We start from the raw sequence: 24,019 nt of genomic DNA, 5'->3' as shown, positions 1-24,019 counted from the left end.
ATGATCACGGTGGTGGGACTCGTGCACGTCGAGGCTGGCCGCCTCCTCGTTGTGCGCTCACGCAACAAGAAGGCCTTCTACCTCCCCGGCGGCAAGATCGAGCCGGGCGAAACCCCCGAGGACGCCGTCCGCCGCGAGGTCCGCGAGGAGCTCGGCGTCGAACTGGACGCACCCGCGCGGCTGAAGCGCTACGTCTCACCCGCGTACGGCGAGGGCGAAGGCGCGATGGTCGACATGACCTGCTTCACGGCCCGCCTGCTCGCCACACCCCGGCCCGCGGGCGAGATCGCCGAGATGACCTACGTGACCCGCGCCGAGTACCGCGAGCACGCCGAGACCGCGCCCGCGATCCACGAGGTGCTGGACGACCTGGTCGCGAGCGGGCGGATCAGCTCGTGAGGCGGCGGACCTCCGCCATCACCTGGAAGTCGACGTCGGCCTCGGAGAGGCCCGGCCGGTAGTCCAGCGTCCGGTACGCGCCGTCCATGTAGGCGAGCTTCTCCGCCTCCGGCAGCGAGGACCCGAGCTTCCGGCGCACCCACCGCGCCAGTTCACGCGGTGCCATCTGCCCGGCCAGCGTGCGCCGGGCCATCAGCCGCAGGGCCTCCGTCCGCCCGCCGTCGGTGCCGTGCTCGTGGTGTTCGAGCCCCAGTTCACCGAGTGCGTCGCCCAGTAGCGGAGGCATCTCCTCCTGCGCGTGCTGCAACGACGTGGCGGCCAGCGTGCTGACCGCGGGACCGTCGACACCCGCGACCACCAGCTCGCCCGCGGCCTGCACGACGTCGCCGTCCGTGATCTCGTCGGCATGCCACGACGCGACGACGTCGCGGAACTCCTCGACCTTCAAGGCCTGACCTTCTTCAAGTTGTTCTGCTCCTTCACGAGCTTCTCGAGCTCCCCGCGGATGAAGTCGCGGGTCGCGACCTCACCCACCGCGAGCCTCAACGCGGCCAGTTCCCGGGCCAGGTACTCGGTGTCCGCCTTGGTCTGCGCCGCCCGTGCCCGATCCTCCTCCAGCGACACCCGGTCCCGGTCGTCCTGCCGGTTCTGCGCGAGCAGGATCAGCGGCGCGGCGTACGCGGCCTGCGTCGAGAAGGCCAGGTTGAGCAGGATGAACGGGTACGGGTCCCACCGCAGCGACACGGCGACGAGGTTCACGACGATCCACGCGACGACGATCAGCGTCTGCCAGAACAGGAACTTGCCCGTACCCAGGAAACGAGCGAGCCGTTCGGAGAGCTGGCCGAACGCGTCCGGGTCGATCGACACGCGGAAGCCGCGGGGCTCGCGCGGCTGGTCCAGTCTGCGCCGGGGAAGTACTTCAGGCATGGCTCAGTCCCGTCTCGCGCCAGTTGGCCGGCAGCAGGTGGTCCAGCACGTCGTCCACGGTGACGGCGCCGAGCAGGTGCTCGGTCTCGTCGAGCACCGGGGCGCACACCAGGTTGTAGGTGGCGAAGTAGCGCGTCACGTCGCTCAGCGACGCTCCGGGTGACAGGTACGCCATGTTCGTGTCGAGGACGCCCGCGACGAGGTCGAACGGCGGTTCGCGCAGCAGGCGCTGGATGTGCACGCAGCCGAGGTAGCGGCCCGTCGGCGTCGCGGAGGGGGAGCGGCAGACGAAGACCATCGACGCCAGCGCGGGCGTGAGGTCGGGATTCCTCACCCGTGCCAGCGCTTCCGCGATCGTCGCGTCCGGCGTGAGGATGATCGGCTCCGGGGTCATCAGACCGCCCGCCGTGTCGAACGAGTACTCCAGCAGGCGCCGGACCGGGGCCGACTCCTCCGGTTCCATCAGTTCCAGCAGCCGGTCCTTGGTGCCCTCGGACAGCTCTCCCAGCAGGTCCGCAGCGTCGTCCGGGTTCATCGCCTCCAGGATGTCCGCGGCGCGTTCCTCGTCCAGGTGCGACAGGACGTCCTTCTGGTCCTCTTCGGACAGTTCCTCGATGACGTCGGCGAGCCGTTCGTCGTCCAGCGCGTCCGCGACCTCGTGGCGGCGCTTGGGCGGGAGCTCGTGCAACGCGTGCGCGACGTCCGCCGCGCGCATGCCCTCGAAGACGGCGACGAGCTGCTGCGCGCCCTGCGGCTGGCCCGCGATCTCGTTGACGCTCAGGCCGCCGACGTCCTCCCAGTTCCACACCTGCACCGGGCCCTTGAGGCTGAACCGGCCGGTGCGCTCCCGCCCGGCGACGCGGACCATGCGCCAGTCCCGCGTGCGGGTCAGCTCCATCGCGGCGTCCACGACGACCGCCGAGCCGCCGTCGTCGAGCTGGATCTTGGCGTCGAGCAGCTCGCCGATCACCAGCACCTCGTTGACGCGCTGGTGGAACGGCCGAAGGTTCACCGACCCGGTCGCGAGCGTCACGGCGTTCGGCTCGACCGAGGTGACCCGCAGCATCGGCACGAAGATCCGCCGGCGCGTCACCAGCTCGACGACCATGCCGAGCACGCGCGGCGGTTGCCGGTCGATGCGAAGACTGATCACGACGTCACGGGCCTTGCCGATGGGTTCGCCGTCGGGGCCGAACACGGGAAGTCCGGCCAGCTGAGCGATGAAGACCCGGTTCACAGCCACCACACCCCCCAGGCTAGATCAGGTCCGGGCCGCCCACCGGGCGATCTCACCGCAGACCGCCGCCATCTCACCGAGATCCTCTTCCAGGGACCAGATCCAGTTGGCGACGGCCCGGTGCAGGGTCCAGTCCCGCGCCTTGTCGGCGTCGAGCTCGCCCGCGTCGCAGATCGCCAGGAACCGGTCGGTGAGCCCCCGGTGGCCGTCGAGCTCGTCGAACCTGTTCCACAGCAACGGGATCATGCAGTACTCGGGATCACCGGCGAGCGGCTTCGGGTCGATCACCAGCCACGGTTCGCGGTCGCCGCGCAGCACGTTCTCGTAGTGCAGGTCCTCGTTGACGAGCGTCGTGCCCATCGGCCTGGTCCCGGCCTCGCGGGCCGCGTCGAGCAACGTCCGCGGCACGGCGGGGTGCTCTGCCAGTGAACTCGCGAACCGGCGGATCCCGTCCGGTGCCTGGATTCCGCGGTGGCGGCGTAGCAGGTCGCCGATCACGCCGACCGCGAGGTCGATCGGCTCGTCGTCGAGCGAATGCGGGTCGAGCCGTTCCAGCAGCAACGCGCCCAGTTCGGCGTCGTGGTCCAGCAGCCGCACGGCGCCGTTGCCGTCGTAGAGCTTCAGCGCGAGCGGTTCGTGCTCGGTCTCGGCGTCGACCCAGGTGAGCTTGAGCACGGCCGGGTGCCCGTCGGCCTGGCGCACCGGCAGCACGACGGCGCAGAAGCCGTTCATCAGCGCGTCGTCCGGGGCGAGCCGCCAGCGCGCACACGCCTTGGTGGCGAGCTTCGGCAGCTTCGCGACCCACTCGCCGGCACCGTCGCCGAGGCCCTCGCCGAACCCGTCCGGCACGGTGATCATGCGCTGAACTCCAGGCGGTACACGGCTTCCCACTCCGGCTTGGTGTTGAGCCGCGCGGTCCTCAACGCCTGCGCGGTCTCCTCGTCGGGCTCGGTCAGGTGGGCGACGGCGGGCGCGTCGACGAGGTGCGAGTGCGTGCTGGGGGAGCGGACGGTGACGGTGACCTCCGCCCCGTCGGTCAGGGGCACCTCCGGTTCGGTGCCGCCGGAGATGACCCACAGCGAGTCGGCGCGCCAGTGCGCGTGCACGAGACGGGGCCCGTGACCGGGTGAGGTGATCCAGACGGCCGCCGCCTTGCGCAGCGCCGCGTCCAGGATTCGCGTGATCTCCACCGGTTCAGACTGCCAGTGTTGGATTGCCGCTGCTCCGCAGACGGCGGCGAGTTCGCCGGGAAGTCGGCCGTCCGGCCGAATCGCTCGCGGCGGATTGGGCTTCGCCGAATCCGCCGCGAGCGGTTGACCGGACGACCGACGCGAACTCGGGTTTGTGAATCCGGACTCAGCGGATGTGCGGCAGGAGTCGATGCGTGCCACTGTGGCGCGATAGTTACCGGCCGGTACGAGGAGGTACTCCAGTGGTCGACCAGCAGCGTCCCCGTCGTTCGTGCCTTGCGGTGCCCGGCTCCAGCCAGAAGATGATCGACAAGGCGCGCACGCTGCCGGCGGACCAGGTGTTCCTGGACCTGGAGGACGCCTGCGCCCCGCTGGCCAAGCCGGACGCGCGCAAGACCATCGTCGCCTCGCTGAACGAGGGCGGCTGGGGCGACAAGGCCCGCGTCGTGCGCGTCAACGACTGGACGACGGAGTGGACCTACCGCGACGTCACCGAGGTCGTCGAGGGCGCCGGCGCGAACCTCGACTGCATCATGCTGCCGAAGGTGCAGACGCCCGAGCAGGTCGTGGCGCTCGACTTCCTGATCACCCAGATCGAGAAGACCATGGGCTACGAGGTCGGCAAGATCGGCATCGAGGCGCAGATCGAGAACGCCCTGGGCCTGAACAACGTCAACGCGATCGCCACCGCGTCCCCGCGCGTCGAGACGATCATCTTCGGCCCGGCCGACTTCATGGCGTCGATCAACATGAAGTCCCTGGTCGTCGGCGAGCAGCCGCCCGGCTACGACGTCGGCGACGCCTACCACTACATCCTCATGCGGATCCTGATGGCGGCGCGGGCTCACGACAAGCAGGCCATCGACGGCCCCTACCTGCAGATCCGCGACGTCGAGGGCTACAAGCGCGTCGCCGGCCGTTCCGCGGCGCTGGGCTTCGACGGCAAGTGGGTGCTGCACCCCGGCCAGATCGAGGCGGCCAACGAGGTCTTCAGCCCGAAGCAGGACGACTACGACCACGCCGAGAACATCCTCGACGCGTACGAGTTCTACACGTCGGAGGCGGGCGGCAAGCGCGGCGCGGTGATGCTCGGCGACGAGATGATCGACGAGGCGTCGCGCAAGATGGCGTTGGTGATCTCCGGCAAGGGGCGTGCCGCGGGCATGTCGCGCGCGAACGTCTGGACGCCGCCGGAGGACTGATCCCGTCACGCGGTTTGTCGGTCGTGCGCCTTAAGGTGGGGCGTATGACCGACAGGCCGCTGAAATCGATCGAGATCGAGGGGTACACCTCGATCCGCTCAGCCACGGTCGAACTCGGACGATTGAACGTTCTGGTCGGAGCCAACGGCGCGGGCAAGAGCAACTTCATCCGTGCGCTGGAGATGCTGGGACGCATCGTTGAACAGCGGCTTGGCCTCTTCGTCGGCCTCAACGGCGGTGCCTCGGCGCTCCTTCACCACGGCGGAGGGTCGTCGCAACTCAGGCTTCGGCTGGACGCACCGCCGAACGCTTACGAAGCAAAGCTCGTTCCGGCCTCTGGCGACGAGCTCATTTTCGAGAGCGAAGTCATCGAGTTTCACGATCCCAGCCATGAGCGGCCCTGGAACCTGATGATCGGCAGTGGGCAGCGTGAAACGCGGCTTTCGGAGACTCGGCGGCCGGTGGCTACGTACGTGAGTGATCTCCTGCGGGGCTGTCGGGTCTACCACTTCCACGACACGAGTCGGGATGCACCGGTCAAGCAGATGGTGTCGACCGCCGACAACATCAAGCTTCGCGATGACGCCGGAAATCTCGCGGCTGTGCTGCTGGCGCTGCGGGATGCAGATCCTGCCGCGTATCGCCGCATCGTCGGCACCATCCGGCTCGTGGCTCCGTTCTTCCGCGACTTCGTGCTCGCGTCTGAACGAGGCGACAGAATTCGGCTCAGGTGGAGTCAGAAGGACAGCGACGCGGTGTTCTCCGCCGACCAGATGTCGGACGGAACGCTCCGCTTCGTTTGTCTGGCTGCGTTGCTGCTGCATCCTGATCCGCCCGCTTTGATGGTTTTGGACGAACCAGAGCTTGGCCTGCATCCGTACGCGATCGTGCACCTGGCGGAGTTGCTGCGCCGGGCTTCGGTGAGCAGCCAGGTGATCATCGCTACCCAGTCGGTGACGCTGATGAACCAGTTCGAGCTCGGCGATCTGATCGTCGTCGAGCGTTCGGACGGTGGCTCGCGCTTCATCCGCCCGGACGCGGAGCGGTTGCAGGCGTGGCTGGCGGAGTATTCGCTCGGTGAGCTGTGGGAGAAGAACCTCATCGGTGGCAGGCCGAGCGGCAACTCATGACGGGGCCATATCGGCGTCTGCACCTCCTGGTCGAGGGGCAGACGGAGGAGACCGTGGTCAACGGCGTGTTGGGACCGCACCTGTCGTCGGTCGGCTGGGCGGTGACGACCTCGTTGGTGAAGACGAAACGCCCTGCCGGCGGCCCCAGTCACAAGGGCGGGATTTCCACCTGGAAACAGGTGGAAACGGATGTTCGTCTACTGCTCGGCGACACGAGCATCACCGTGTTGACCACACTGTTCGACTATTACGGCCTGCCCGCTGACTTCCCCGGCATGCGAAACCGCCCCGCCGGTGACGCTCATGCCCGCGTCGAGCATGTCGAGCAGGCATTCGCCGCGGAGATCGGCGATCACCGCTTCCGGCCTCATCTGGTGTTGCACGAGCTGGAAGCATGGGTCTTCGCCGCCGCGAACGAGCTCGGCTTGCTGCACGGCCCTGAGGTCGCCGAGCGGCTCCGGAAGGACGAAGAACTCGCCGGCGGACCCGAGTTGGTGAACGACGGTCCGCTGACCGCGCCCTCGAAGCGGCTCCTCCGGTACTGCTCGGGCTATGCCAAGACCTCGGACGGTCCGATCGCGATCGAGGAGCTGGGCCTTGATCGCTTGAGGGCTCGTTGTCCTCACTTGGACGCGTGGCTTCGGTCGCTCGAGTGATCGTTACGGATTGTGCGCCATTTCACCACGAATGTCACCCGACGTGGTCGACCGTCACAGGTTGCGTTCGAAACTGGTGAAGTGGCGCACAATCCGTCACCGGGATTTGCGCTGCGACCCCTGGGTGGGCGCATGCTCGTCGGCATGTCACGTTCGAGTAACGGCAAGACGAGCAGACGGCTGAGGCTCTTCAAGCGGCGCGAAGACGACCTGCTGGAGCGCAGCTTCCGCAGCTGCCCCGGATGCTCCGCCGACGTCCACGTGTTCGCCGACGTCTGCCGCCACTGCGGTGGCGCCCTGGAGATCGCCCTCGCGGGCTGAGCTCAGTAGGTCGTGGAGTTCGCGGCCGCGATGATCGCGATGATGATGAACGCCGCGTACGCCAGCCAGCCGGCGATGACCAGGTAGCCGACGATCAGACCGGCGACCGCCATGCCGTGCCCGTCCTCCTCGCCCCGCTTGATCTTCCCCATCGCGATGTGGCCGAAGATGACGCCGACGATCGACGTCACGCCACAGGTGACGAACCCGACGCACGACAGGACCAGCGCGAGGATCGCGTTCGTCTGGGGCTTGGGCTGCACGTATCCGTAGCCGCCGTACATGGGCTGCTGCTGGCCGTACGGGCCGGGCTGGCCGTAGGGCTGCTGGCCGTACGGATCACCGGGCTGCTTCGGGTTGTACGGGTCGTACGTCATCGCGGCTCCCCCTGGAAGTGTTGAGCGGGGATCTTAAGGTCTCGACGCGCCGTCCGTCGCCTGCGGGTGTGCGATTCGACTAGTCAGCGATGCTGTTTCGGTACAGCGGGCACCGGTGTTGTTGCGGAGAGCACACCCCGGTCGCAAACGAGCGTTAACCGGTCCATACTCGCCGGTAACTCTTGCTTCGGAAGGGAAGTGCGATGGCGCGCCTCGCCCAGACCGCGGGTCTCACGGACATCCAGGAAGAAATCCTCGCGACCGTTCGCACGTTCGTGGACAAGGAAATCATCCCGCACGCCCAGACGCTGGAGCACGGCGACACGTACCCCGCCGACATCGTCGACGGCATGAAGGAGATGGGTCTCTTCGGCCTGACGATCCCCGAGGAGTACGGCGGCCTCGGTGAGTCGTTGCTGACCTACGCGCTGGTGGTCGAGCAGATCGCGCGCGGCTGGATGAGCGTCTCCGGTGTCATCAACACGCACTTCATCGTGGCGCACATGCTCAAGCAGCACGGCACGCCCGAGCAGAAGCAGAAGTACCTGCCGCGCATGGCCGCGGGCGAGGTGCGCGGCTCGTTCTCCATGTCCGAGCCCGAACTCGGCTCCGACGTGGCCGCGATCCGCACGCGCGCGACGAAGTCGGACGCGGGTTACACCATCAACGGTCAGAAGATGTGGCTGACCAACGGCGGCACGTCGAACCTCACGGCCGTGCTGGTGAAGACCGACGAGGGCGCCGAGAAGCCGCACCAGAACCTTACGACGTTCCTGGTCGAGAAGCCCGAGGGCTACGGCGAGGTCGTGCCGGGCCTCACGATCCCCGGCAAGATCGACAAGATGGGCTACAAGGGCGTCGACACCACCGAGATGGTGTTCGACGGCTTCGAGATCGCCGCCGACCAGGTGCTGGGCGGCGTCACGGGCCAGGGCTTCCGCCACATGATGGACGGCGTCGAGGTGGGCCGCGTGAACGTGGCCGCCCGCGCGTGCGGCATCGCGATCCGCGCCTTCGAGCTCGCGATCGACTACTCGCAGCAGCGCAGGACGTTCGGCAAGGCCATCGCCGAACACCAGGCCATCGCCTTCAAGCTCGCCGAGATGGCCACCAAGGTCGAGGCCGCGCACCTGATGATGGTGAACGCGGCGCGGTTGAAGGACTCGGGTCAGCGCAACGACGTCGAGGCCGGCATGGCGAAGCTCATCGCGTCCGAGTACTGCGCCGAGGTGACGCAGGAGTCGTTCCGCATCCACGGCGGTTACGGCTACTCCAAGGAGTACGAGATCGAGCGCCTGATGCGCGAGGCCCCGTTCCTGCTGATCGGCGAGGGCACCTCGGAAATCCAGAAGACGATCATCTCGCGGGGCCTGCTCCGCGACTACCAGTCACGCGGCTAGTCACGTTCCGACGTTCCCCCGTTCGGGGCCAATCTTTCACGGGACTGGCCCCTAACGGTTTCTCCCGGTGAGTCATAAGGTTCGCTCACTTTGAGCTCAGACCTGACTCTTCCCAGACCTGTGTCGCCGCCACACGTCGTCCGCATGGAACTGGACACGTTCTCCGGTGTCGACCGTCCAGCGCTGGCCAAGTGGATCGGTGACGTGTTCACCGACCTCCTCGCGCCCCTCTGCCCGGCGTCGGTGGAGGAACTGGTGGCCGTGGCCCGCGACTACAAGCCCTCCGACACGACCCCGTGGGGCCCGCCGGGCTACGCCCGCCTGCTGCTCTCCTCGGGTGAGTTCACCCTCCCGGCGTGGTCGGCGGCCCTGCGGGACCTGCCGTCGTTCCTGCGCGTGCAACTCGTCCAGCTCGACTCCCAGGGGCTGCCCCTCGTCGAGGACGGCTGGACCGCCGAGGTGCTGCTGAAGGACGATCCGGCGTTCCCGCACCAGGTCGTCGTCACGGCCTCCCGCTCGCTGTTCGGCGGCTGGATCTCCCATGTCGTGCAACAGGACTGGCTCTCCGCCTTCCGTGCGGGCGCCACCCTGACGAGGGCGTCCGGCGGCTGGATCACGCTGGACCGCGTGGGCGTGCGCACCGCGCACGAGGTGGCCGTCGGCGTGGGCCTCGACGAGTCGCTCTTCATGGCCGCGGAACTCTCGCGCGGCCCGCACTGGGCGACGCTGCTGGGACCACGCCAGGTCGCCGCCCTGGGAGGCGTGCAGGAGGTGACCGCGACCGCACCGTGCTTCGCCGTCGAGAACCTCGGTGGCGGCCGCATCCTCCTGCAACTGACCGAACACCTGGACGAGGTGCCACCGGACATGGTCCGCAAACTGGCCGAGTTCATGGGCCCCGTCCTGCACTGACGGGCGGGATGCGTCATCGTTTGGGACCCTGTCGTCCGTGAGGCCTTCACCGAAAACCGACGCGCTGTTCGCCGTGGACACCGCACTGCGCCCCACGGGCTTCGTCCGGCGGGGCCACGTCTGGCTCCAGGACCGCGGTGACGGCGTCTCCGGCTGGCTCGGCTTCGGCATCGCGGGCGAGCTCGACCTCACCCCGCTGGTCGGCGTCTGCTTCCAGCGCTACGACGAGATCTGCCGCACCCTCGGCGTGGGAATCCCCACCACGCCAATGGTTTCTGCGCCTCTCGGCGCCCTGATGCCCGAGAAGCCGGTGTGGCACTGGAACTTCGCCTCGGGTGGTGACCACGCCGCCACCGCTTCCTCTTTGGTGACAACGTTCCTGAAGTACGGCAAGCCGTACGTCGACAAGCACGCGAAGTGGGACGCGCTGTCCCGTGAGCTCGTCGCGAAGCCCGAGACGCTGCTCGACTTCGAGCGGGCGCGGAAGCTCGCGATCATCCACGTGCTGAACGGCAACGCGGCCGCCGCCGGTGAGGTGCTGAAGAAGGAGCGGGAGAGGGTCGCGGACAGCCGTGACGTCTACGCGCGTTCGTACCGCGCCTTCGCGCACCGGTTCGAGCTCGCATTCATGCGCTAAGCAATCGAACAAACGTTCTATGTAACGCTCGTCTGCTGGCGTCAAATGACGAGTGCATGTCCGGAATGTCCGAACTCACGTTTCGCTCACGCGTGATGCTCCTCACCCGTTCGGCCTATAGGTATCTCAGGGTTCGTCAGTCACGCTTCACGCCGACATAACTTAGTTCGCGTGTCGTCGGGGGACATGCGCGAGCCTGGGGGCCCACCTTGTTCAACCGCCGCCGTGCGGTGAGTCAGTCGCGCCTGCGCACGTCCAGAAACGTCTCCGCAGCCCTGCTGTCACTCGCCCTGACCGCCACCGTGGTGGCCGTCGTCGCCGACCAGCCGCCGACCCCCGCCGCACCGCAGCCCGTCACCGAGGCGCCGGACACCGGCACCGCGTTGACGGCCGCCCGCGCGCAGGGCAGGGAGGTCGAGGCGCTCAACCTGCGCACTTCGACGCGTGAGGTCTTCGCACAGCCGGACGGGCAGCTCAAGGCCATGCTCTCCACCACCCCGCAGCGCGTGCGGCGCGACGGCGAATGGGTCGCGATCAGCACCGATCTCGCCCCGGTGGACGGCGGCGTCGCGCCCAAGGCCACCGAGGCCGGCCTCACGTTCTCCGACGGCGGTGAGAAGGAGCCGCTCGTCCGGTTGGCGAAGGACGGCAAAACGTTCGAGCTGACCTGGCCCGGCACCCTGCCCGCGCCGAAGCTCGACGGCCCGGTCGCGACCTACACCGAGGTCCTGCCCGGTGTCGACCTGCGGATGATCGCGCGCAACGACGGCTACCAGCAGCTCCTCGTGGTCAAGAACCGCGAGGCGGCCAAGGAGGTCGCGCGCGTCCGGTTCGGAGTGAAGACCGACGGTCTCACGCTGAAGCCCGGCGACAACGGCGCGTTCACCATGGTCGACGCGGTGGGCGCGAAGGTGTTCGAGGTGCCCACCTCGCTGATGTGGGACTCGAAGAAGCAGGAGAACCCGGAGGCTCCGCGCACGGACAAGCAGGTCGTCGGCGTGGAGCTCGCCGCCGACGCCCTCACCCTGGTGCCGCACCAGGGCATGCTCACCGACCCCGCGACGGTCTACCCGGTGTACGTCGACCCCGGACCCCACGTCGGCACCAACGACGGCTGGACCACGGTCTACGACGACGGCACCCACGCGATGCGGGAAGGCACGCACTGGAACGGGTTCGACACCCAGGCCGAGGACCCGAACGCCTGGTGGATCGGGATCAACCCCACCGCCAGGTCCGGTCGCGCCTACGGGTGGAACCTGAAGACCAGGACGTACTTCCAGTACTACACCGGCTTCCTCGCCGGCAAGGACATCTCCTCCGCGAGGCTCGACGTCGCGGTCGTGCACTCGCCGACGTGCAACGTCACGCACAACCACCGCCTCTACCAGTCCCAGTGGGACGTCGGCTCGGGCACGAACTGGAACAACCAGCCCGCCGACTGGGGCGTGATCAGCGAGATCGGCATCTCCTCCGTCTACAGCGGCTGCTCCGGCCACAAGTACCTCTCGTTCACGGCGAACAACTTCCCCGACCAGATCGACAAGGGCGGCAACTCGACCTTCTCGATCCGCGCCGCCGACGAGAACAACCAGGACTTCTGGCGGAAGTTCAACCCGGGCGAGTCGAAGCTCGTCGTCTACTACAACGGCACCCCGAACACGCCGACCGAGCCGTCGACCAACCCCGACCCCCAGGCCTGCGCCAACTGCGAGGGCATGCCGTGGGTGGGCGACTCGACGGTCCAGCTGCGCGCACGACTGTCCGATCCGGACGGTGACCAGGTCAACGGCATCTGGGACGTCTACGACGACGTCGTTCCCGGCGATCCCGCGAAGCAGAACAAGCGCGTGCTCTCGTCCGGCCCGCACGGTTCTGGTTCCCTGGCCGCACGGGACGTCTCGTTCACCAACGTCGAGGACAACCGGCTCATCACGTGGTTCGTGGCGGCGTCCGACGGCGCCAAGCAGGGCGGCTACGTGATCGGGCCGAAGCAGTTCCGCATCGACCGCACCGCTCCGGCGAACCAGCCGGACGTCACGAGCCTCGCCTACCCCGCGGACAACCGCTGGCACGGCGGCACCACCGTCCCGGGCAAGTTCACCTTCACCGCCAAGGACGCCGACACCGACAGGTTCGAGTACTGGTGGGGCGGGGACACCACGCCACCGCAGTTCGTCAACGCCGACCGGCTCGGCGGCACCGCGTCCGTGACGCTGACACCGCCGGGCGACGGTCCGCGCGACCTGTTCGTCCGCTCCAGGGACAGGGCGAACAACCCCGGCCCGACGAACACCCACCACATCTACGTCCGTGCGGGCAGCGGCGCGATCGCCCAGTACACAATGGACGGCAACGTCAACGACAGTGCGTACCTGGGCGACCGCCACGGCACCACGCACGGCACGACGAGCTACACCACGGGGGCCTCGGGTTCCGCACTGGCGCTCGACGGCATGGGCGGCCACGCCACGGCACCCAACTCGGTGCGCACCGACTCGAGCTTCAGCGTGTCCGCCTGGGTGCGGCTCGACGGGAGCCTCGACCAGTGGTGGCGTTCCGCGGTCAGCCAGGACGGCAACGTGGTGTGCGCCTTCTGCCTGCAGTACCAGGCCGACCACCGCCGCTGGTTCTTCGTGATGCCGCAACAGGACTCCGCGAACCCGACCGCCTGGGCGGGCGTGAGGTCGCTCGAGGAACCGACCCTCGGCGCCTGGACGCACCTCACCGGCACGTTCGACGCGGAGACCAAGCAGGTCCGGCTCTACGTCAACGGAGTCCTGCAGGGCACCTCGCAGGCCACCTCTCCGTGGAACGCCGCGGGCGTCCTGCGCATCGGCCAGGCCAAGGCGCAGAGCACGTTCGTCAACAACTGGCTCGGCGCGATCGACGACGTGCGGACCTACGACCGCGCTCTCAGCGAGACCGAGGTGCGCGGCGAGGTCCGGCGCGACAACGTGCAGGCCGGCCACTGGCGTTTCGAGGAGGACGGCGCCACCGTCGCGCGCAACTCCGCCGCCAACGGCGAGTCCGCGGCGTTGTCGGGCGGTGTCTCGTTCTTCGAGCAGCGTTCCCAGCCGAAGGACAACGCGCTGCGCTTCGACGGCTCGGGCCAGGTCCGCACCACGGGCCCGGTCGTGCGCACGGACAAGAGTTTCAGCGTCTCGGCCCACGTCTCGCTCACGGACACGAACGACCCGATGACCGTGCTGTCCCAGGACGGCCCGGACTCCAGCGGGTTCGTGTTGCAGCAGAAGGACGGCCACTGGCAGTTCGGCATGACCGAGGGCAACGGCAGCACCGCGTGGAACGTGCTCGCGCAGACCGGTCCCGCCACCGCGGTGGCGAACACGCCGACGCACCTGGCCGCGGTCTTCGACTCCGGCACCAAGAAGGCGACCCTCTACGTCGACGGCGTGCCTGCCGCGACGAGCACGGCGGCGACCAAGCCGTTCTGGGACTCGGCCGGTGCCTTCGTCATGGGCAACGACCAGCAGGGTGCCGCGCTGCGCGGTGACCTCGACGACGTCCGGGTCCACAGCAGGACCCTGGCGGCCGACGAGATCGCCGACATCGTGGAGCTCGACGCCGGTCCGCTGCGCCAGTGGCGCTTGGACGGCGACGGCGTCGACGCCTCGGGCTACAACGGCACCGCGTCACTCGGCGACCCGGTCAGCTGGGCCGGCGGGCAGAGCGAGAACTCCGATCCGAAGGACCTCGGCGTGCGCCTCACCGGGGTGCCCGGTGCGTCGCTCTACGCCTCACACGTCCTGAACACGTCACGCAACTTCTCCGTCAGCGCCTGGGCACGGCTCGACAAGCTCGTCGACAACCAGTCGCCGACCGTGTTGTCCCAGGACGGCACCACGACGAGCGCGTTCCAGCTCCAGGCGACGCCCGACGGGCACTGGGCGTTCACGATGTACGAGACCGACCAGGCAGGCGGCGGCCGCCGCGACCGCGCGGTCGGTGCCGTGGCCCAGCTGGGCATCTGGACCCACCTGGTCGGCCAGTACGACGCCGCACGTGACGTGATGACGTTGTACGTCAACGGTGTTGAGTCCGGCTTCGCCGCGCACCCCAACGCGTGGAACCACGCGACGGGCCAGTTCCGCATCGGCAGGGGCCTGTGGAACAGCGGACAGGCCGACTACTTCCCCGGCGCGATCGACGACGTCGAGGTGCACAACCGCCTCCTGTTCGCGGACGAGATCCGCGACAAGGCCGGTCGTGACCTCAGCCTCGTGCACAAGTGGCAGTTCGACGAGGGCACCGGTACCGCCGCGGGCGACTCGGTCGGCGGCAAGGGCGGCACGCTGACCAACGCCACCTACACCCCGGGTAAGCTGGGCGACGCGGTGTCGTTCAACGGCACCAACGCGGAGGTCTCGACCGGCGCGGTGGTCCGCACCGACCAGAACTTCACGGTGTCGGCCTGGGTGCGGATGCCCGCGTGCGACGGGGACTGCAAGCGCGTCGCGGTGAGCCAGGACGGAGCGCACAACAGCAAGTTCCGCCTCGGTTTCGTCAAGAACCGCGACCTCACGGGCAACTGGTTGTTCGAGATGACCGAGGAGGACACCGACGCCACCAAGGTCACCGTGGCCGCGGTGTCGGCGGAGGTCGAGGACTTCGGGGAGTGGGTACACCTCGTCGGCGTGTACGACCGCGACGCGAAGCAGGTCCTGCTCTTCGTGCAGGGCAACCGCGTCGGCGACGGCATCGTCAACTCGACGTGGCAGGCCAACGGCGGTCTCCAGATCGGCCGGGCGAAGGCTCGCAGCGTCGCGGCCGAGCGCTGGACCGGGTCGGTCGACGACGTCCGCTTCTACACCGGTGCCCTGAGCAACGAAGGTGTGTTCGGCCTCTACGAGTCGTACCCGAAGGACGACCAGCCGGTCGCGACGCTGCCCGTCGCGGACCTCGGCCACTGGAAGATGAACGAAGGCAGCGGCACGACCGCGGCCGACAGCAGTGGCCGCAACAACACGGCGACGTTCGTCGGTACCGCCCCCACCTGGATCGGTGGGCGCAGCGCGGCCGGTGTCTCGCTCGACGGCTCCACCTCCGCGGCCGAGACCGCTGGACCGATCATCGACACCTTGAGCAGCTTCACCGTCTCCGCCTGGGCCTACGCGCAGTCCGGCATCACCGGCAACCGCGGAATCCTGGCGCAGGACGGCAACCGGCAGAGCGCGTTCGTGTTGTCCTACAACGGCGACTCCGGCAAGTGGGCGGTCGTCCAGCCGAGCAAGGACGAGGACGGGGCACCCGCCACGGTGCTGGTGTCGACCGAGCTCGCGAAAACCGACCGGTGGACGCACCTGGCGGTCGTCTACGACACCAAAGCGAAGCATCTTCGCTTGTACGTCAACGGTGTTCTGTCGGCGGTGAAGACCGGCGCGGTCCTGTTCAACGCCACCGGTCCGTTCACCATCGGTCGCAACAAGTGGAACGGTGTGAAGGGCAGCTGGTTCTACCGCGGCATCGACGACGTCCGCGTCTACCGCGGCGCGCTGACGGCGGGAGAGATCGCCAAGGTCCACGACGACGTGCCGACCAACGACAACGGGCTGTGGAAGTTCGACGAGAACAGCGGCAAGGACAGCACCTGGCGCAACAACCCCGTGACGACGACGGGCGGCGCCTCGTACGTCCAGGGCGTGATCGGCAACGCGCTCAAGCTCGACGGCACCGGTTCGGCGGCAGCGCAGTGGCACGGCGTCAACACCCGTGACAGCTTCACCGTCGAGGCGTGGGCGAGGCTGGAGCGCGACGACAAGACCTACACCGTGCTCGGCCAGAACGGCACCAACGTCAGCGCGTTCGTCCTGCAGTACCGGCCCGAGTCGAAGAGGTGGGTTTTCGCCGCACCCGGCCAGGACACCGACCAGGCGCCGTTGGCGAAGGCGCAGTCCGCCGATCCCGCCGTGACGTGGAGCTGGACGCATCTCGCCGGCGTGTACGACCACGGGGCCGGCCAGCTGCGGCTCTACGTCGACGGCAAGCTCGCGGGCAGCGAGTCGGCCAGGCTGTGGCCGTCCGACGGCGGGATGACGATCGGCAAGGGCAGGTGGCAGGGCAAGGACGCCGACCTGTTCGCCGGACTCGTCGACGAGGTCCGGACGGTGGACGGCGCGGTGGCCGAGGCGCAGATCCTCGAGCACGCGTCCCGTCCGTTGCCGGCCGCGGGCCAGTTGGGTCGCTACGTCAGCATCAACGGCACCGGCGAGCACTACACGGGCCTCACCTCGGTGCCGCCGCTGCCCAACTACCGCTACGAGGGCGTGGCAGGCCGGCCGGTGTCGCCGACCGAGCCGAACGCGCAACGGCTGTACTCGTGCAAGTCGGGCAACGACCACTTCAGCTCGACCGCGGCGGACTGCGAGGGCGCGACGCTGATCGGCGAGACCGGAGCCGTCTACTCCGTGAAGCCGACCAACATCCCGACCGTCGAGCTCACCCTCTGCGTGGTCAACGCGGACCGGTTCACGTCCCTCGCGGCCGACTGCGAGGGCCAGACCAAGGTGAAGCGCCTCGGCTGGCTGCGCGCCTACACGCCGCTCGTCCGCTACCTCACCACCCAGTTCCCCTGGGACCACTGGAGCACCACCCAGGGCGTGCTGCCGGGCTACAAGTCCGAGGGAATCCTCGGCTACCTGGCCATGACCGGTGAGCAGGGCACCACGACGCTGTGGGTGTGCCGCGAAGGCACCGACACCTTCAGCTCGCTGGACTCGACCTGTGGCGGCAAGCAGAAGATCGGCAGCGCGGGCAACATCTGGACCACCGCACCGGCCGGCATGCCGTCCAAGGAGCTGTTCCGCTGCCGTGCCAACGGCGTCGGCAACAGGTTCGACTCGGTGAACTGCGAAGGACATCCGGTCGAGCAGTCGCTCGGCTTCGTGCTCGTGAGCCCGCCGACCACCGCTGCGACGTTCTGACCTCTGGGGAGACGAACAAATGAAACTGAAGCGCGCCCTCATCAGAGGGCTGGCGGTCTGCCTGGCTTTGACGGCGGTCACCGCCACCGTCGAACAGCAGGCGATCGCCGCCCCCGGCCCGTCCGTCAACGCGCCGGACGTGAAGTCTGTCTCCACCACCAACGGCTCCCTGACCTCGCGCGGCCAAGACGAGGCGACCACCCGCGCTCTGTCCGGCAACCAACCGGCGGCGGGGAACCAGCAGGGCGGTGGTTCCTTCGCCGCGACACCGTTCTCCGCTTCGGCCTCGTGGGAGGTGTCGAAGCAGAGCGGTGACTTCAGCTGGGCGTATCCCCTGCGGGTTCCGCCGGCACCCGGCGGATTCGTTCCCTCCCTCGGGTTGTCCTACCGGTCGTCCGCAGTGGACGGTCTGACCTCGGTCACGAACAACCAGCCCTCGTGGATCGGTGAGGGCTGGGACCTCTCCGCAGGATTCATCGAACGTGCCTACGGTGCGTGCTCCCAGGACGACTCCGGTGGCACCACGCCACCGAAAACCGGTGACCTCTGCTGGCGCAGCGACAACGCGACCGCCTCGTACGGCGGCCGCGGGGGCATGCTGATCAAGGACGACGCCACCGGCACCTGGCACGGCAAGTCCGACGACCGATCGCGGATCGAGCGCCTGACGGTGGCCGGCAACGGTGACAACGACGGCGAGTCGTGGAAGATCACGACGGTCGACGGTACCCAGTACCTGTTCGGCTCGCGGCCCGAGGCCAAGTCGACGTGGACCGTTCCCGTTTTCGGCGACGACAACGGTGAGCCCTGCCACCAGACGACCTTCGACACCTCGTCGTGCGATCAGGCATGGCGGTGGATGCTCGACAAGGTCATCGATCCGCGTGGCAACGTGATCCTGTACTCGTACGAGACCGAGACGAACAACTACGGCAAGAACCTCAAGGAGGCGGCCGCCACTTACGTGCGCGCGGGCACGTTGAAGCGCATCGAATACGGCCTGCACAGCACCGTGCCCGGGCAGGCGACGGGCAGGGTGGAGTTCGGCCTCACCGACAGGTGCGTCAAGGACTCCACGTGCACCTTCGACAAGAAGGAGAACTGGCCGGACGCGCCGATCTCTGCACGCTGTGACACGGGGACGTGCAAGGACAACTACTCGCCCACGTTCTGGTCGACGAAGAAGCTGTCCACGGTCACGACGCAGGTGCTGCGCGGCACCAACTACACCGACGTGGACCGCTGGACGTTGCGGCACGAGTTCCCGAAGGGGGACGACGTCTACCAGGCCGCGTTGTGGCTCAAGGGCATCACTCACACCGGACTGGTCGGTGGAGACGCCGGGCTTCCTGAGGTCACCTTCGAGGGCACGGCGATGTCGAACCGCGTCGACGTCCCGACGGGCGTCGGTCCGTTGAAGCGCTATCGCATCACGGGTGTCGTCTCCGAGGCAGGTGGTGTCACCACGATCAAGTACGCGGCTCCGGACTGCGTGCCGGGTGGAACGATGCCCGCGAACGCGGAGTCGAACACCCTGCGCTGCTACCCCGTGAAGTGGGCTCCCGACCTCGGTGCTGAACGTGACGACTACTTCCACAAGTACGTGGTCGAGTCGATCACGACTTCGGACCGGTACGCCGGCGGTGCCGAGCAGATCGTGAAGTACGAGTACCTGGACGGCGCCGCATGGCGTTACGACCGGTCGGAGTTCACCAAGGACGACAAGAAGTCCTGGAACGAGTTCCGCGGTTTTGGCCGGGTCCGGATCCGAAGCGGCCACGAGAACGATGCCGGTGGCCCGGTGACGATGACCGAGGAACGCTTCTACCGCGGTATGCACGGTGACAAGCTGCCGAACAACGGGGTGCGATCGGCGAAGGTCAAGGATTCGGAAGGGGGCGAGAGGGAGGACTCGGACTGGCTGCACGGCTTCAGCTTCGAGAGCCAGACCCACAGCGGGACGAGCGAGGACGTCGTCGCCAAGTCGATCTCGACTCCGGCCTGGTCGGGCCCTACCTCGACGCGCGGGGACTTCAAGGCCTACTGGACCGGCACCGCGTCCACGTCCTCCTACACGAAGCTGCGTGCGGGCGGCTGGCGCGTCACGAAGTCGGAGAGCGAGTACGACGATCACGGCCAGGTCGTCGTGGCCAACGATCTGGGCGACGTCAGCACCGCGGCGGACGACCGGTGCACGAGGACGGCGTACGCGCAGAACTCGGCGAAGTGGATGTGGTCCTACCCGTCCCAGACCGAGACCGTGGCCGTCAGTTGCGGAACCACGGCGGTCTTCCCCGCTCAGGCATTGGGCGGGAGCAAGTCCACTTACGACGATTCCGCGAACGTGACCAAGGTCGAGGTGATCGACCAGAGGCCCGCGTCGAATCCTGTCTGGGCAACGACTTCGACGACGACCTACGACGCATACGGCCGACCCCTCACGGTCACGGACGCGCTGAACAACACTTCGCGGACGGAGTACACGCCGGCGACCGGCGGGCCTGTGACCGGCACCGTTGTCACGGATCCACTGGGACATGCCGTCACGAGCACGGTCGAGCCCGCCTGGGGCCTGGCCTCGAAGATCGTCGACGCCAACGGGAACACGACCGAGGCCGCGTTCGACCCCCTGGGCCGCACCATGCACTTGTGGAAGCCGAACCGCCCGCGTGAGGACTTCTCCGACCGGCCGAGCATGTCGCTGCTCTACGACGTCCAGCGGGACGCTCCGAGTTCGATCACCTCCACGACACTGGCGCCGAACGGGAACTACCTCAAGGCCACGGTCGTCTACGACGGACTTTACCGGGTGCGCCAGAACCAGTACCCGACCTACGGCGGCCGGCTGATCGTCGACACCAGGTACGACTCGCAGGGCCGTGTCGTCCGTGCGACCCAGGAGTTCTTCAACGCCAACCCGGTCGACAAGAACCTCCTGTCCTTCAGCGAGACCGACGTGCCCGGCCTCACCCGCACCGAGTACGACGAGGCGGGCAGGGCCAAGCACACGATCTTCCAGGCCGGCGGTCAGGAGAAATGGCGCTCGACGACCGCATACGGCGGTGACCGCGTCGAAACCACACCGCCCTCCGGAGGCACACCGACGACGGTGGTGAGCAACGCTCGTGGCGAGATGACCGAGCTGCACCAGTACAAGGGTGCCGCCGCTTCCGGAGACCACGACACCACCCGGTACAGCTACACCTCGTCCGGCAAGCTCGCATCGGTCACCGACCAGGCGGGCAACACGTGGCGGTGGAGCTACGACCTGCGCGGCCGCCTGACGAAGGCGGAGGACGTCGACAAGGGCACGTCGACCTACACCTATGACGCCCTCAACCGTGTCGAGTCCGTGACGGACGCACGCAACTCCACGCTGACATCCACCTATGACGCGTTGGGCCGGAAGATGTCGGTCAAGTCCGGCGCGACGGTCCTGCAGGAGTTCACGTACGACACCGCTCAATACGGCAAGGGTCTGCTGGCGTCGTCGACCCAGTACTCCGGTGGGCAGGCCTACGTCAACCGCATCAAGGCATATTCGTCGCTGGACAAGCCGCTCTCCGTAGAGACGCAGATCCCGGACAGCGAAGGTCCCCTCAAGGGCCTCTACAAGGCCAGCTTCACCTACAAGCCGGACGGTAGCCGGTCAGCCATCGGGTACGGCGCCATCACCGTGGCGGGCATGCCGTCGGAAACGGTGCTGACGGAGTACGACGACTTCGGCCGGCCGCTCAAGACGTCGGCGGGGCTGAGCGGTTCGGGAACGGACACGCTGGTCAACACCACCGCCTACACGCGCCTGGGCGAGCTGTACCGGCTCGAGCTCGGCACGACCGGCAAGCGCATGTGGTTGTCGAATTACTACGACGACAACACGCGCCGGATGAACCGCTACATCGTCGACGCCGAAGTCGCGTCGCCGATGCAGGCTGACGTGAACTACGCCTACGACGCCGTTGGCAACATCAACTCGATCACCGACGCGGCGCAGGGCAAGCCCCTCGACCGCCAGTGCTTCAAGTACGACTACCTCCGGCGGCTCACCGAGGCGTGGACCCCAGGCGGCGACTGCGCGGGTGCGCCGTCAACGGCGTCGTTGTCGGGGCCGGCCCCTTACTGGCACTCCTTCGGCTACGACCAGACCGGCAACCGGCTCACCGAGACGCGGCACGCCGCGGCCGGTGACACGACGCGGACCTACGGCTACCCGGCGAGCGGCTCGCCGCGGGCGCACGCTGTGAACTCCGTGACGACGGCAGGTCCAGGGGTGAACCAGGTCGACGAGTTCACCTACAACGCGATCGGTGCCACCGCGACGCGCAAGGTCAAGGGCAACAGCCAGACCCTCGACTGGGACGCGGAAGGTCGCGTGACCAAGGTGACGGAAGGCGCCAAGGTCACCGAGTTCGTCTACGGCGCGGATGGATCGAGGCTGATCCGCCGCGACCCGGATGGCACCACGCTGTACCTGGGAGACCAGGAGTTGCGACTGGCGAAGGGCGCCGCCACTCCCAGCGTGACCCGCTACTACGCGCACGGCGGCAGCACCGTCGCGATGCGCGAAGGCAAGACCAAACTGACCTGGCTCGCCTCGGACATGCAGGGCACGAACCAGATCGCGGTCAACAGGTCGACGATGGAGGTGCAGCAACGTCGTCAACTGCCGTTCGGTGAATCTCGCGGTCCCGTCACCGACTTCCCCGGCGAGCGTGGATTCGTCGGCGGTACCGATGACGAATCCACCGGTCTGGTGCACATCGGGGCACGGCAGTACGACGCGGCGCTCGGCAGGTTCACGTCGGTCGATCCGATCATGGACCACGCCGACCCGCAGCAGTGGAACGCCTACGCGTACGCCAACAACAGCCCGATCACGTTCAGCGATCCGACCGGCCTGGCTTACTGCGACTACAACGTCTGCGCGGGCGACCCCGGTCACAACCCCAACGGGCCGCGCAACAACGTCAGCGGCCAGTGCGTCCACAACTGCCACCTCAGCCACAACAACTACTCGAGTGGCAGCGACGCTCCCGGCGGCGTGGCGCTGCAAGACGTCAAGGACTACGGCAATGGCTTCGTCGCCGACTACACCGAGGGAGCTGCTTACCTGAACGGTGTGAAGTTGCCGTGGACCCCGGCTGAGGCCGATGTCCACATTCCGAGGGCGATGAAGGCGCTCGGTGGTCCTGTCTCCGGTGAGATCGGATCCGAGGACAACGTAGAGAACACCTTCAACGCGCTCATCGCCTACTGCAACCGAAGCTGCTCGATCGACGACTACAACGAGATCAGCGTTCCCTGGTTGTTGTTCCTCGGTGAGACCGGGGCGCTTTCCGGCAACGGGCGAGGCGGGAACGCTCCGCTGGCGAGGTCCGTCCAGCGGTTCGTGAAAAGGGCTTGCGGTCGCAACAGCTTCACAGGGGACACCTTGGTGTTGATGGCCGATGGAACGGCCAAGCGCATCGATGAGGTCAAGGTCGGCGACATCGTCGCGAACAGTGAGCCGTCGAGTGAAAAAACCGAACAGCACGAGGTTTTGGCAGTCATCGTCACGGACGAGGACAAGCATTATGTCGACGTCACCGTGTCGACGCCGACGGGGCCGGAGACGATTCGCGCCACTGCACACCACCCGTTCTACAACGTCTCCGAGCAGGAGTGGGTGGATGCGGCGGACCTCGAGGTCGGCGAAAAGCTCAACGCGCCTGGCAACGGGCGTGTTGAGATCTCAGGCCTCAGGCAGTACCAAGCCGACCTGCGGACTTACAACCTGGCGATCGACGGTGTCCACACGTATTATGTGGTCGCTGGATCCCAGTCGGTCCTGGTGCACAACGCAGGGCCGTGCAAGGAAATCATCCTCGACCGGTTTGATTCGTTTGAACAAGCCCGCAACGAAGCCCTCAATCTGCTCGGCGAGATCGATCCGTCGACGAGGCAGCCCATGGTTGGACGCCTTGAGAAGGCGACTTCGACCTACAACAAGACGGTCGGCTTCACCACTCGGGTCAACGGAGTTTACAAGCAGTTCAGAATGGATTGGGATCCGGACAAGGGGCCGCACATCAACGTCATGGTCGGCAAGGGTGAGTCAGCGAAGAAGTGGGCTGTTCCTTGGCGGGGGACCGAAGAGGACTTCCTGCGACTCTTGAAGGGGAACTCGTGATGAGTGAAAACCTCTACGGTAGTCGCCCTGACCTGCTCCCGGCTTTCATGGCGACCGCTAAGAAGCGTGATGTACTCGGAGTCGAGGTTCTGACGGCGGAGGAAAATCATGCTCTCGAAGAACGAAGTCTGAACCGGTTCGCGCACCTCTCCAGCGGCCGTATCCGATGGGAAGGCGTGCCGGTTGTGACGACTTCCTTCAGGGATGAGGATCACGGTGTGCAGGTCCTCGGGGAGAGACTTCTCGAAGTCCTCGGAGAGGAAACAGACCTGGTCATCTTCTGGGGAACGCTCGTCATGCCCACTGTGTCGATGTCGAGTGCTGTAGCGCTTGGGCACCTGAACGAGATCGTGCAGGAGGCTCCTGACTTCTGGATCTTCTTGCCATCTCGGATGGCGCTGGTGGAGTTCATGCAGGACGGAATCGTCACCACTGCCGAGGTGTCGTAGGCAGTCCGTTGAGGGGCGGCTGGAACAGGTAGCTCCGGCCGCCCCTTCTCGTGAAACCGGCAAAAC

General features: G+C 67.4%; 17 protein-coding genes. 11 read left to right on the top strand and 6 right to left on the bottom strand.

What is annotated here, in order from left to right; genetic code table 11:
- Window positions 1–399, top strand: coding sequence for an NUDIX domain-containing protein (locus ND450_RS27505; RefSeq protein WP_089909778.1), 399 nt, complete (start codon window positions 1–3; stop codon window positions 397–399).
- Here ND450_RS27505 and ND450_RS27500 read toward each other — a convergent pair.
- Genes ND450_RS27500 through ND450_RS27480 form a run of 5 tightly spaced genes read right to left on the bottom strand, consistent with a single transcriptional unit; the run spans window position 389 to window position 3,756 of the window.
- Window positions 389–847, bottom strand: a complete 459-nt coding sequence (locus ND450_RS27500) for a hypothetical protein (RefSeq protein ID WP_253321475.1) — start codon at window positions 845–847, stop codon at window positions 389–391. The two genes, ND450_RS27505 and ND450_RS27500, sit on opposite strands and share 11 nt — an antisense overlap.
- Entirely contained in the window at window positions 844–1,329 is a 486-nt protein-coding gene (locus tag ND450_RS27495; protein ID WP_253321474.1) for a DUF1003 domain-containing protein, read from the bottom strand. The genes ND450_RS27500 and ND450_RS27495 overlap by 4 nt, the downstream gene beginning before the upstream one ends.
- Entirely contained in the window at window positions 1,322–2,575 is a 1,254-nt protein-coding gene (locus tag ND450_RS27490) for a magnesium transporter MgtE N-terminal domain-containing protein (RefSeq protein ID WP_253321473.1), read from the bottom strand. Before ND450_RS27490 ends, ND450_RS27495 begins: the two co-directional genes overlap by 8 nt.
- Window positions 2,576–2,590: 15 nt before the next feature.
- Window positions 2,591–3,424, bottom strand: a complete 834-nt coding sequence (locus ND450_RS27485) for an aminoglycoside phosphotransferase family protein (RefSeq protein WP_253321472.1) — start codon at window positions 3,422–3,424, stop codon at window positions 2,591–2,593.
- A complete protein-coding gene (locus ND450_RS27480; RefSeq protein WP_253321471.1) occupies window positions 3,421–3,756 on the bottom strand; it encodes a hypothetical protein in 336 nt (111 codons plus the stop codon). Before ND450_RS27480 ends, ND450_RS27485 begins: the two co-directional genes overlap by 4 nt.
- A 242-nt stretch (window positions 3,757–3,998) precedes the next feature.
- On the opposite strand from ND450_RS27480, the gene ND450_RS27475 reads away from it, so the two are divergent.
- The 4 genes from ND450_RS27475 to ND450_RS27460 all read left to right on the top strand — a co-directional run bounded on the left by ND450_RS27475 (window position 3,999) and on the right by ND450_RS27460 (window position 7,065).
- A complete protein-coding gene (locus tag ND450_RS27475; protein ID WP_089909794.1) occupies window positions 3,999–4,958 on the top strand; it encodes a CoA ester lyase in 960 nt (319 codons plus the stop codon).
- 44 nt (window positions 4,959–5,002) lie between these two features.
- The gene (locus ND450_RS27470) at window positions 5,003–6,088 is read left to right on the top strand and encodes an AAA family ATPase (RefSeq protein ID WP_253321470.1); all 1,086 of its coding nucleotides are present in this window, start codon (window positions 5,003–5,005) and stop codon (window positions 6,086–6,088) included.
- Window positions 6,085–6,744 (top strand): DUF4276 family protein, encoded by a 660-nt coding sequence (locus ND450_RS27465; protein WP_256557315.1) that lies wholly within the window; start codon window positions 6,085–6,087, stop codon window positions 6,742–6,744. Before ND450_RS27470 ends, ND450_RS27465 begins: the two co-directional genes overlap by 4 nt.
- 144 nt (window positions 6,745–6,888) lie before the next feature.
- The gene (locus tag ND450_RS27460) at window positions 6,889–7,065 is read left to right on the top strand and encodes a hypothetical protein (protein WP_177229561.1); all 177 of its coding nucleotides are present in this window, start codon (window positions 6,889–6,891) and stop codon (window positions 7,063–7,065) included.
- Between the two features lie 2 nt (window positions 7,066–7,067).
- Here ND450_RS27460 and ND450_RS27455 read toward each other — a convergent pair whose 3' ends face one another.
- Window positions 7,068–7,442 (bottom strand): DUF4190 domain-containing protein, encoded by a 375-nt coding sequence (locus tag ND450_RS27455; protein WP_253321468.1) that lies wholly within the window; start codon window positions 7,440–7,442, stop codon window positions 7,068–7,070.
- A gap of 203 nt (window positions 7,443–7,645) precedes the next feature.
- Between ND450_RS27455 and ND450_RS27450 the strand changes: the two genes are divergently transcribed.
- The 6 genes from ND450_RS27450 (at window position 7,646) to ND450_RS27425 (ending at window position 23,953) form a co-directional block, all read left to right on the top strand.
- The gene (locus tag ND450_RS27450; protein WP_089909803.1) at window positions 7,646–8,842 is read left to right on the top strand and encodes an acyl-CoA dehydrogenase family protein; all 1,197 of its coding nucleotides are present in this window, start codon (window positions 7,646–7,648) and stop codon (window positions 8,840–8,842) included.
- A 144-nt stretch (window positions 8,843–8,986) separates the two neighbouring features.
- Complete coding sequence (locus ND450_RS27445; RefSeq protein WP_253321467.1) at window positions 8,987–9,754, top strand: DUF3396 domain-containing protein; 768 nt, start codon at window positions 8,987–8,989, stop codon at window positions 9,752–9,754.
- A 37-nt stretch (window positions 9,755–9,791) separates the two neighbouring features.
- Window positions 9,792–10,391, top strand: coding sequence for a hypothetical protein (locus ND450_RS27440; protein WP_253321466.1), 600 nt, complete (start codon window positions 9,792–9,794; stop codon window positions 10,389–10,391).
- Window positions 10,392–10,621: 230 nt separating this feature from the next.
- The gene (locus ND450_RS27435; protein ID WP_253321465.1) at window positions 10,622–17,335 is read left to right on the top strand and encodes a LamG domain-containing protein; all 6,714 of its coding nucleotides are present in this window, start codon (window positions 10,622–10,624) and stop codon (window positions 17,333–17,335) included.
- Window positions 17,336–17,354: 19 nt separating this feature from the next.
- Entirely contained in the window at window positions 17,355–23,504 is a 6,150-nt protein-coding gene (locus tag ND450_RS27430; protein ID WP_253321464.1) for an RHS repeat-associated core domain-containing protein, read from the top strand.
- Complete coding sequence (locus tag ND450_RS27425; protein WP_253321463.1) at window positions 23,504–23,953, top strand: hypothetical protein; 450 nt, start codon at window positions 23,504–23,506, stop codon at window positions 23,951–23,953. The genes ND450_RS27430 and ND450_RS27425 overlap by 1 nt, the downstream gene beginning before the upstream one ends.
- The last annotated feature ends 66 nt before the right edge of the window (window positions 23,954–24,019 follow it).

The organism is Lentzea sp. HUAS12 (assembly GCF_024125735.1).
GTDB classification, from domain to species: Bacteria; Actinomycetota; Actinomycetes; order Mycobacteriales; family Pseudonocardiaceae; genus Lentzea; species Lentzea albida.
This window is presented reverse-complemented; position numbering and strand designations above follow the sequence as displayed.

What these genes read in the sequence shown, in the direction of transcription:
- ND450_RS27505 (WP_089909778.1), top strand. Translation starts at nt 1, where the DNA reads ATGATCACGGTGGTGGGACTCGTGCACGTCGAGGCTGGCCGCCTCCTC.
- ND450_RS27495 (WP_253321474.1), bottom strand. Translation starts at nt 1,329, where the DNA reads ATGCCTGAAGTACTTCCCCGGCGCAGACTGGACCAGCCGCGCGAGCCC.
- ND450_RS27485 (WP_253321472.1), bottom strand. Translation starts at nt 3,424, where the DNA reads ATGATCACCGTGCCGGACGGGTTCGGCGAGGGCCTCGGCGACGGTGCC.
- ND450_RS27470 (WP_253321470.1), top strand. Translation starts at nt 5,003, where the DNA reads ATGACCGACAGGCCGCTGAAATCGATCGAGATCGAGGGGTACACCTCG.
- ND450_RS27465 (WP_256557315.1), top strand. Translation starts at nt 6,085, where the DNA reads ATGACGGGGCCATATCGGCGTCTGCACCTCCTGGTCGAGGGGCAGACG.
- ND450_RS27460 (WP_177229561.1), top strand. Translation starts at nt 6,889, where the DNA reads ATGTCACGTTCGAGTAACGGCAAGACGAGCAGACGGCTGAGGCTCTTC.
- ND450_RS27455 (WP_253321468.1), bottom strand. Translation starts at nt 7,442, where the DNA reads ATGACGTACGACCCGTACAACCCGAAGCAGCCCGGTGATCCGTACGGC.
- ND450_RS27450 (WP_089909803.1), top strand. Translation starts at nt 7,646, where the DNA reads ATGGCGCGCCTCGCCCAGACCGCGGGTCTCACGGACATCCAGGAAGAA.
- ND450_RS27445 (WP_253321467.1), top strand. Translation starts at nt 8,987, where the DNA reads ATGGAACTGGACACGTTCTCCGGTGTCGACCGTCCAGCGCTGGCCAAG.
- ND450_RS27430 (WP_253321464.1), top strand. Translation starts at nt 17,355, where the DNA reads ATGAAACTGAAGCGCGCCCTCATCAGAGGGCTGGCGGTCTGCCTGGCT.
- ND450_RS27425 (WP_253321463.1), top strand. Translation starts at nt 23,504, where the DNA reads ATGAGTGAAAACCTCTACGGTAGTCGCCCTGACCTGCTCCCGGCTTTC.